At 39.7% G+C, this 8,245-nt stretch carries 10 protein-coding genes and 1 pseudogene; 6 read left to right on the top strand and 5 right to left on the bottom strand.

The annotated features are described in order from the left end of the window. Positions 1-473: 473 nt before the first annotated feature. Positions 474-672 (top strand): annotated as a pseudogene (locus AC2JBO_RS40590) (DUF1350 family protein); the annotation flags it as partial. A 205-nt stretch (positions 673-877) separates the two neighbouring features. Here the strand turns inward: AC2JBO_RS40590 and AC2JBO_RS40585 are convergent. Further along, positions 878-1,363 carry an XRE family transcriptional regulator gene (locus tag AC2JBO_RS40585; RefSeq protein ID WP_496959295.1) on the bottom strand — a complete coding sequence of 162 codons (486 nt, stop codon included), beginning with the start codon at positions 1,361-1,363 and terminating at the stop codon, positions 878-880. 365 nt (positions 1,364-1,728) lie between these two features. Between AC2JBO_RS40585 and AC2JBO_RS40580 the strand changes: the two genes are divergently transcribed. Together AC2JBO_RS40580 and AC2JBO_RS40575 are read left to right on the top strand one after the other, a co-directional pair. Then, positions 1,729-2,772 (top strand): hypothetical protein, encoded by a 1,044-nt coding sequence (locus AC2JBO_RS40580; protein WP_496959294.1) that lies wholly within the window; start codon positions 1,729-1,731, stop codon positions 2,770-2,772. A gap of 153 nt (positions 2,773-2,925) precedes the next feature. Beyond that, entirely contained in the window at positions 2,926-3,300 is a 375-nt protein-coding gene (locus tag AC2JBO_RS40575; protein WP_496959293.1) for a Uma2 family endonuclease, read from the top strand. Positions 3,301-3,419: 119 nt separating this feature from the next. On the opposite strand, the gene AC2JBO_RS40570 is transcribed toward AC2JBO_RS40575, so the two are convergent. After that, on the bottom strand, positions 3,420-3,857 hold the full coding sequence (locus tag AC2JBO_RS40570; protein ID WP_496959292.1) for a hypothetical protein: 438 nt from the start codon (positions 3,855-3,857) through the stop codon (positions 3,420-3,422). A gap of 441 nt (positions 3,858-4,298) precedes the next feature. Here AC2JBO_RS40570 and AC2JBO_RS40565 point away from each other — a divergent pair, with 441 nt between their 5' ends. Next, positions 4,299-4,589 (top strand): GIY-YIG nuclease family protein, encoded by a 291-nt coding sequence (locus AC2JBO_RS40565; RefSeq protein ID WP_496959291.1) that lies wholly within the window; start codon positions 4,299-4,301, stop codon positions 4,587-4,589. A 4-nt stretch (positions 4,590-4,593) separates the two neighbouring features. Beyond that, entirely contained in the window at positions 4,594-4,800 is a 207-nt protein-coding gene (locus AC2JBO_RS40560) for a hypothetical protein (protein ID WP_496959290.1), read from the top strand. Between the two features lie 120 nt (positions 4,801-4,920). On the opposite strand, the gene AC2JBO_RS40555 is transcribed toward AC2JBO_RS40560, so the two are convergent. After that, positions 4,921-5,271 (bottom strand): hypothetical protein, encoded by a 351-nt coding sequence (locus tag AC2JBO_RS40555; protein WP_496959289.1) that lies wholly within the window; start codon positions 5,269-5,271, stop codon positions 4,921-4,923. A 323-nt stretch (positions 5,272-5,594) separates the two neighbouring features. Between AC2JBO_RS40555 and AC2JBO_RS40550 the strand changes: the two genes are divergently transcribed. After that, entirely contained in the window at positions 5,595-5,915 is a 321-nt protein-coding gene (locus tag AC2JBO_RS40550) for a hypothetical protein (protein WP_496959288.1), read from the top strand. 264 nt (positions 5,916-6,179) lie between these two features. Here AC2JBO_RS40550 and AC2JBO_RS40545 read toward each other — a convergent pair whose 3' ends face one another. Then, the gene (locus tag AC2JBO_RS40545; RefSeq protein ID WP_496959287.1) at positions 6,180-7,337 is read right to left on the bottom strand and encodes a trypsin-like peptidase domain-containing protein; all 1,158 of its coding nucleotides are present in this window, start codon (positions 7,335-7,337) and stop codon (positions 6,180-6,182) included. Positions 7,338-7,504: 167 nt separating this feature from the next. Beyond that, positions 7,505-8,245, bottom strand: a 741-nt coding sequence (locus tag AC2JBO_RS40540) for a tetratricopeptide repeat protein (protein ID WP_496959286.1), incomplete at its 5' end; no start/stop codon positions are given.

The following is an 8,245-nucleotide window of genomic DNA, read 5'->3' as shown; positions in this document are numbered from 1 at the left end:
CCAAAAACTAGGTCTTTGCCGGAGTCTCTGGCGCCATATAATTTATGTTTATTCCAAAAGTGGATACATTTTCGTAATCTTGACTTAATACACTAACAAGCAAGTGCAATCACTGATTTTTAAATTTTGACGGTTCCTGTGAACCTGCAAGCCCAGAACATTTTATCTATCCGTGACTTTAGTCAACAATGAATTGATGACTTAAACCATATTAAAGATAATTACTTTTGTCACATACATATTTCTACTGAGTTTCCTAAACTGACAGTTGCCTTTCCCCAGGTTTTTTAGAACTGCATAAGTGCCTATACAAGCAAATTCATATTGTGTTCAAAAAAAACAGTACAAAATTACATAAAAATATTTTTAATTGTTTCCGTAACTAGCAAAGCTTTGTTTGTAGTCATCAATGCAAAGAACCACTTTTTAATATCGGTTAATTTTACTGTTATTACTTTATCAAAAAAGTTTCAATGGATACAATATTTAGATTTCAACCTGTTTCCCACAGTTGGGTTGCTGTTCACCCAAACCCCAAGGGTATCATTCAATTTATAGGTGGTGCTTTTTTTCGGTACTTTCCCAACTGTTTTTTATCGGTATTTTTTGAGAAAGTTATTTGACGAAGGTTACACAATAGTTGCGATTCCATTTAAATTTAGCTTTCGTCATTAGCCTATTGCTATTAGCTTATTAAGAGAACAGTTAAATTTTTGGATGAACTCAATAAGCGACGAGAGCAACTAAGTTCAAATCAGTCTTTAGTCTCTAACCGTTTTTGACAGCGCTCATATCCAACGTTGACCTAACGGATACTTGAAAATTTATCTATTGTATCCGTTACATCCGTTACATCCGTTACATCCGTTGCCAATGACTAACTTTGCTGTGCAAGGAAAGCAGCAGTTACAGAAATAATTTCAGCAATTTCCGCAGGTTCCAACAAGCGAATTTTCGCCAAAACCTCTTGCTTTATCTTCTCGTTCGAGGGTTTCGAGCGCCTTTTCACTTGTGTCATCACCCTACTCGCGACACCTTGACGATATACCGATAAAGTTATTTCACCATCTAGGTACTTTTGTAGCGTTTGGGAAGTTCCACCACTCAACCTGGCTAACTTCTCAAAGTTCCTAGACTCCGGTTCGGGAACAGTCTTCCCCTTTACCCAGCGGTACACTGTGGTGAATTCTACGCCAACAAATTCAGCTATCCCAGTTTGAGTCCAGCCATCTTGCAACAGCTGTTCCATCAACTGAACTAGTCGATTTTGGCGCGCTTGTATGAGTGATGGTACAGATGTGGCAGTCACAATTTTTACCTTGGTAACTTTAATAACAGGCAAATTTAATGTAAAGCCGACCATACCCCCGCTTGAGTAGCAGTTGAGGTAAAGCGCTCACGTTGTTCGGTTAATAAGGTTTGTATACCCTATTTAAAAGTATAACTCCTGTATTTACAAGGGTTTGAGCAAAATTTAAACGAAACTACAAACAATAAATGCTTGACTTGCCTCTATTTATGGAATGCCCAATCAATACAAAACGTAAAAAGTTTGCACAAAGCACATGACTTATGCAATATTATTTATTGCATGTGCAATATAATCATAATATGTATATAGCGTTGGGTAGACGGTGAAAGCTTTTAGGGGCTTCGCCGTGAGTAGTTCATGGGCAAATAAACAAAATAAACAATGTACAGTCGTTAACCCAGAGATAAAGGATATCGATGGAACATCTAGACTTTACTGCTAACGGTGCAACTTTTCAACTATCTAGTGGCGGTGAGCATTCCTTAGCAGTTGCTTCAACTCCAAACAGTACTGTGAACCAAATAAATACCGACAACTCGTATGAGGTGCTTTCTGAAGCAGAAACAATAGAGTTAGACAGTTTGGAAGCCACAGTTCAGCGTGGTTTACGGGCATTTTGGGAAATAGGGCAAGCATTGCGCGTTTTGCGGGACAAGCGGCTGTATCGGCAAAATTACGAGACATTCGAGGAGTATTGCATTAACCGCTGGGAGATGTCCCGACGTTCTGCTTACTATCTGATAGATGCTGCTGCGGTTTATGAAAATGTGAACCACGGTTCACAAATTCTTCCTGCCAACGAACGTCAAGCGCGTCCACTGACTGCATTAACTCCATCTGAGCAGCAGGAAGTTTGGCTTGAAGCAGTTGAGACGGCGCCGAACGGAAAAATCACAGCAACCCACATCATCCAAGTAGTAAAAGCATACCACAAGAGAAACGACTCAGACCAATCTAAAGCACATAAAAGCAAGAAGAAGATAAAGCAACGGGAGCATCACCCAGATGTGAGTTCAGAAGCACATGCAGGCTATATACAGCCATCGTGTACACCAAGTACACCAAGTACACCAATACGAAGCTGTTGGAGTTGTTCGCATTGTAGTCCAGAATTACTAGAAGAGAAAGAAAACTTCTACTGTTACCAGCTAGGTAAATTAAACTTTCTGGAAAAAGATGGGGAAACCCGCGCGCGCGAGTGTGAGTATTGGACTTCCCGTTTGGCTACACCAGAGATAAAACTCTCTCAAATACCCTCGCTGGAAACAGTAGCATTAACCTTACATATACCAGCCTACTTGCAGCGAGAAATGCAAGACATCGCCAAAGCATCAGGACTTAACCTGACAGAATGGGCAACTAAAATACTAACCGAAGCAGTTGCCACAAATAACGGCGCCGACTTAATGACCATCAACGGAGAAACGTTTGAAATTCTAAGAGAACCAGCTACTCTTTAAAATTATCCCTCGGAAGCAGCAACCGAGGTTATTTTTTTTACAATAATTCTCACCACTTTAATAAATAAATATTAAAATCTGGCGCCTAAAATCGTATGGTGGGCACTGCCCACCGTACATATAATGATTAATTCTTAAACAGTAAGCTTGCTTATGGTTACTACTACAACTACTGGTATCGTTAAGCCTATTAGTCAGATGCATTTGGCGCCTGGTAGCGTTGTGACTATCTCGAATGTGACTTGGCAGGAATTTGAAACTATTTTACAGGAATTAGGACAAAAGCGCGCTTCAAGATTAGCTTACTATCAGGGTACTTTAGAAATAATGGTTCCTTTACCTGAACATGAAATACCAAGAGATTTTATTTCTGATGTCGTCAAAACTTTGATGAGAGCTAAAGGTATTCGATATCAACCCTTTGGTTCGACAACTTTCAAAAATGAAGGTGCTGCAGGGGTTGAGCCAGATGCCTGTTTTTACATTCAAAATTATCAAAGTATGATTGGTCGCAGGCGCCTGTATTGACTAATGGGTAGATGGTGCGTGAAAGCACTTTATTTTTCGTTACATTGAGTGATTGTAATAGCTTTCACACACCCTACACAATGTGAACCGTGGTTCACAAATTTTGAGCGAGCATTAAATTAACGGCTCCAAAGACTACCACCAAAGTTCTCTCCACCGGAGACTTTTTGAATGCGACCGCCTGAAATTCTGAGCGTCATCTCGCCATAACCTCTTATACTACCCTTGGGAACGTCTGCCCAACTGCCAATTATTCTGCTCCCTGTTATCGTACCTTGAAACACATTCGACCAAGTTTGTCCACCATCACTACTTTGACCATACCACCATACTTGATTTCCAACTTGACGAATAAAGTACACTCCACCGTCGTTGCAATTCCAGGCGCCTGTCATGTTCCCAGCTTGTGCAATAATAATTCCAGGGTTAGTAACTTTTGTGGAAACGTTATCCAAGGAATGCTGGGGAGTATTCGTTGACGCAACTTTAGCAAAGGTTGCAGCGTTACCTAACAATGTTAATGCAACCGCAGAACCGAGAATGGCAAGTTTTTTCATAGTAATTATCACTTAATTTAAGTTTACAGAGTTGTAAGTTTTGTAACCTCACATCACTCTCTGAACATAGATATGTTTGGTCAAGCTAATTTATGCAGTAGAATTGAAAAAATATGAATAAAAGTTTTCAAGCTGCTCTATGACCGTGTTTTACGCCTCATGCCTGTAAAACACTGTATATTAGTTATAAATTATACATTTTTTAAAAATGATACGTAAAATGTGAACTGTGGTTCACATTTTGGCGCCCTACCTTATGTTTTGAGTTACGTGTGTAGAGACGTTACATATAACGTCTCTACGGCGGAATGTGGGAACATAATTTTTGTGCAATTAGCGTTCTGTATTGGGCGATGCCAACGAATGATTCTGAATTAAAAAACCAGGCGAGGCTTATTTTGGATAAAATCGCTTTTACTCACGAGTGAGGAATGCTTACCTTTGAGCCGAGAGTTTAGCAACCTTCCTGCTCAACCTGGTATTTATGCAATTAGGCACAAAACCGATGGGCTGCTTTATATTGGTAAAACTAAGAGTCTGCGGGGTCGTTTTACTGGTGGACATAAAGCTTTTTTGTGGGCATGGCTTGACAAGTATAGTGACGATGAGGTACGTATTGCTGTGCAGACTATTTCTTACTGGGGAAACCCTGCGCTACTATTAGAGCTAGAAGCCATTATCTTGAGAGCCACCGAACCTCCTTATAATGTCCAAATACCAAGCGAACAGTAAAGTTATGCAAGCAAAACCAAAAGAGCAACTTTCTTTTACTGATGCCGAGGTTATCTTGGAGCGTATGCCTGAACGTATTCGAGATGCAATAATAGCGCGCGCGGCTTCCATTGAATATCCTGTTGAGGCAGTTATTGAGATGGCAATTGCTAGCTTTCTTGATACGGAGGCTTTGGGTTTTGCTGATTGTAAACCGGGACGTGGACAGTAGAATATAACGAGTTATAAGGTTATTGTAGAGGCGCCGACTTTCTAGGAGGGTTGGTGCTGTTGTGATTGGTAGGTAATTTTTATGCGTTCAAGAGAAGAGGTATTGGTTTTTAATAATGCTTTATTTGAATTGTCTTTTTTGGACTATTTCTCTTTCACTCCAGATTGCTTGCAGTAACTCTTGTAATTGACGGATGGCAAAAGCTGGGAGTAGGTCGGATATTAACCATTGGTAAGCTAGTTGCTCGGAAAAACGGAATTCCTGTGCTTTGTATAATAAAGAGGCTGCACTGACTGCTGTTATACCTATAGTTCTTGTTTTAGTTGGCTCTAAAGCTTCGAGTGCTAAAATTTCTTTATATGCCGCAAGTCGATAAAGTTCTACAGCGCGAGCATTATTTTGCTCTCTAAGGGCTTCCTCGGCAAAATTTGCGTAATGCTCACTTTGAGAATGATGTGATACCCAACTCATAATTAAGGTTCTACGGTTTGCATTATTATTAATTTAGCGCTTTGGAGTCTTTGCTTCTAGGGCGCCTGTTTGGTTGGATGTAATGTTGTTTACCAATTGTGCGATTATATTCATATTCGCCTAGGGTTAAAACCGTTAAAACCCGTAGGCTAATGTTGAAGTCCATTGAAATGGACTGATTGTTGGGTGTAATGGTGGTTGTGGTTTTATTCTGGGTTTGTGTTTATGGGTGGGGGATATGAATCTTATGTACTATACTTGTTGTGGTTCGCTACAAATAAGTGAGAATGTAAGTGTTGCGTATAGTGGGATAATGGCTAACTATGACGGAAACTAAAACTACTCGTACCGCGCGTCGGGGACGCATTTTCCCTGAGATTCAATGGACCTCTGAACAGTTTGCTAAACGGCGAGCTGAACGTGAGGATTTTTATCGACGTAGCAAAGAGATTTTTGATAGCGTTAAGCCGGAATATATGGATACGCATTATGGCTGGTATATGGTGGTTGAACCAGATAGTGGGGACTATTTTGTTGACCAAGAGGAAGAAGTTGTTATGCAACAAGCGCGCGTAATGCACCCTGGTACTGTACGATTGTTTTTGTTCCGTATTAATGAGATGGGTGTTTCTGGGACTATATGATTAATGGGCGGTTTAGTGATGACGATACTTTGATTTTTGAACTATCTTTATATGCTTTTTTTCGTCGAAAGTAAAAATTTACGTGGCGCCTGTGTGGTTGGATGTAATGTTATTTAACAATTGTGCGATTATGTTCATACCCGCCTTATGCTTACAGCATAAGGCTAATAGCTGAAGTCCATTAAAATGGACTGGTTGTTGGCTGTGATAGTAGTTATGCCGTTATCTCGGTGGACACCCTACCCGATTTTGCACCCCACTATTTTATTTCTGAGAAATCATAGCCCGTAAACTGTAATTACCAGATTCTCCTGCTTCAAAGGTGTTAGCTATGAGATAGTAAACGCCATTTTCCGGCAAAGTCACAGTCAATCTGGCGTTAAAATCCTTTGGAGAAGTGTCGTCGTTTTGCCCTATTAGCTTCTCTTTAGCAGGAAGCAGTAAGTATAAATGGGAGTCGATCTGCTGACTAGCCATTTCAATATTTACCCTTTGCCCTGCTTTACCTTCAAATGCATAAATGTGAAAATAGCTATTATTTGGGAGAGTGCGATCACCTTGTTTTAAAGTCGCTTGTATAGCTTGACCATTCAAAGGTAAATCCTGTTCTTGATTGTTACTAGGTCTTTGGCGCTGAGTCGCTAACTGAGCATTACCCTGTTCTACAGCTACTAAAAAAGGACGGACTATATCTGTCGGTATTGCAAAACTAATGCCAATAAATCTTTTAATCTCGGTATCGTTAAAAATAGCAGTATTAACACCGATTACTTGACCATTAGAGTTGAGTAATGGTCCTCCTGAATTACCAGGGTTAATAGCAGCATCATGTTGAATTAAACCTAATTTTGTATCAATACGGCTGATAATCCCATCGGTTAAAGTATTTTGTAATTCTAGACTCAAAGGAGTACCAATAGCATAGACAGATTGACCAACTTTCACAGAACCAGGGGACGCTAAAGGTAGGAAGGGCAAATTTTTCTGATTGCGAATTTTAAGCGCTGCTAAATCTAAGCCATCAGATGCAAAACCAACCACATCAGCTAATACTTGTTTACCATCAGCAAGTACTACTGCTACGGTTTTAGGACTATCTTGGACAACGTGAGCATTAGTTAAAACTAGACCATCTGGACTCACAATAAAACCACTACCATGTCCTCCTGTCCCAAGAGCAATAGCAACTACAGCCGGACTAGCTTTTTCATAGAGACTAATCCGGTTTTCTTCGGATTTTTCTGCTATAATAATTTTTGATTGTCCTTTTTTAGTATTTTTATTTCGCGAATTAGATTGAAATTCTTGAGTATTTTTAGTAATATTTGGCAATTGATAACTCAATACATTTTCGATACCACTTGCACTAATTATAGTGGTCAAAATTGTCGTAGTCCCTATCTGTAATAATTTGCTTTTCATTGTATATTTTCCTCAACAACTAATACAAAATTGATTCTGATTGTCATTATTACTTTACTATTAATCATTTTATTTGCCTTCACCAACCCCAGTCTAAAATTGAGAATAAATTCTCCCATGTGAGACTAGGGTTTATTTTGGTGAAGTTTTTTTCAACAACAACTAACTTACTTCTTGACTCGCAATGCTTGGATGTTAGGATGAGAGAGGAGCTTTTCTCCCTCTGCAATTAGTTTTGCCCCCCAGAGAGTTTGTTTAAGAACCTCAACATCAGCTAAAGTTTTATCTAAACGCAAGGTAGTTTGTGCCATATTTAGAGCTTTTTGTTGCTCACCTCTGCTATGCAAAGCTACTGCAAGTGCGAGTTGCGCTCCTGTTACGTCACTATCAATTTGAACTGCTTTTTGCCACTCTTGAATAGCTCCTGCAACATCTCCCCTTTCATATTTGATGTAGCCAATTTTTGCATTAGCTGCGGCAAATTTTTTGTCTTTGGCAAGTGCCTGAGCATATTCAGATAATGCCGCGTTATCGTCTCCTTGTTTTTGGTAAACAACACCCCGACAGTAGTAGCCCAAGGCATCATTTGGTTGAAGTTTCATTGCTTGATTGCAATCTGCTAGTGCTGCTTGATAATCTTTTAACTCTTTGCGGACAAAACCCCGCCAGTAGTGAGCGTTGGCATTATCGGGTTGAAGTTTAATTGTTTGATTCAAATCTGTTAGTGCAGCTTGATAATCTTTTAAGAAATAGCGCACGACACCCCGCCAGTAGTAAGCGTTGGCATTATCTGGTTGAAGTTTGATTGCTTGATTGTAATCTGCTAGTGCTGTTTGATAATCTCTCAACAAATAGCTGAGATCACCTCGCTGGTTGTAAGCGTTGGCATTATTGGGTTGAAGTTTAAT

This window comes from Calothrix sp. CBUCES-K 9914 (genome assembly GCF_059640475.1).
Note: the sequence above shows the minus strand (reverse complement) of the source record. Positions and strands in the feature narration are given on the sequence as shown.

Excerpts from the sequence above, each read along its gene's own strand:
- AC2JBO_RS40545 (WP_496959287.1), bottom strand. The coding sequence starts at position 7,337 with ATGAAAAGCAAATTATTACAGATAGGGACTACGACAATTTTGACCACT.
- AC2JBO_RS40550 (WP_496959288.1), top strand. The coding sequence starts at position 5,595 with ATGACGGAAACTAAAACTACTCGTACCGCGCGTCGGGGACGCATTTTC.
- AC2JBO_RS40585 (WP_496959295.1), bottom strand. The coding sequence starts at position 1,363 with ATGGTCGGCTTTACATTAAATTTGCCTGTTATTAAAGTTACCAAGGTA.
- AC2JBO_RS40575 (WP_496959293.1), top strand. The coding sequence starts at position 2,926 with ATGGTTACTACTACAACTACTGGTATCGTTAAGCCTATTAGTCAGATG.
- AC2JBO_RS40570 (WP_496959292.1), bottom strand. The coding sequence starts at position 3,857 with ATGAAAAAACTTGCCATTCTCGGTTCTGCGGTTGCATTAACATTGTTA.
- AC2JBO_RS40555 (WP_496959289.1), bottom strand. The coding sequence starts at position 5,271 with ATGAGTTGGGTATCACATCATTCTCAAAGTGAGCATTACGCAAATTTT.
- AC2JBO_RS40560 (WP_496959290.1), top strand. The coding sequence starts at position 4,594 with ATGCAAGCAAAACCAAAAGAGCAACTTTCTTTTACTGATGCCGAGGTT.
- AC2JBO_RS40580 (WP_496959294.1), top strand. The coding sequence starts at position 1,729 with ATGGAACATCTAGACTTTACTGCTAACGGTGCAACTTTTCAACTATCT.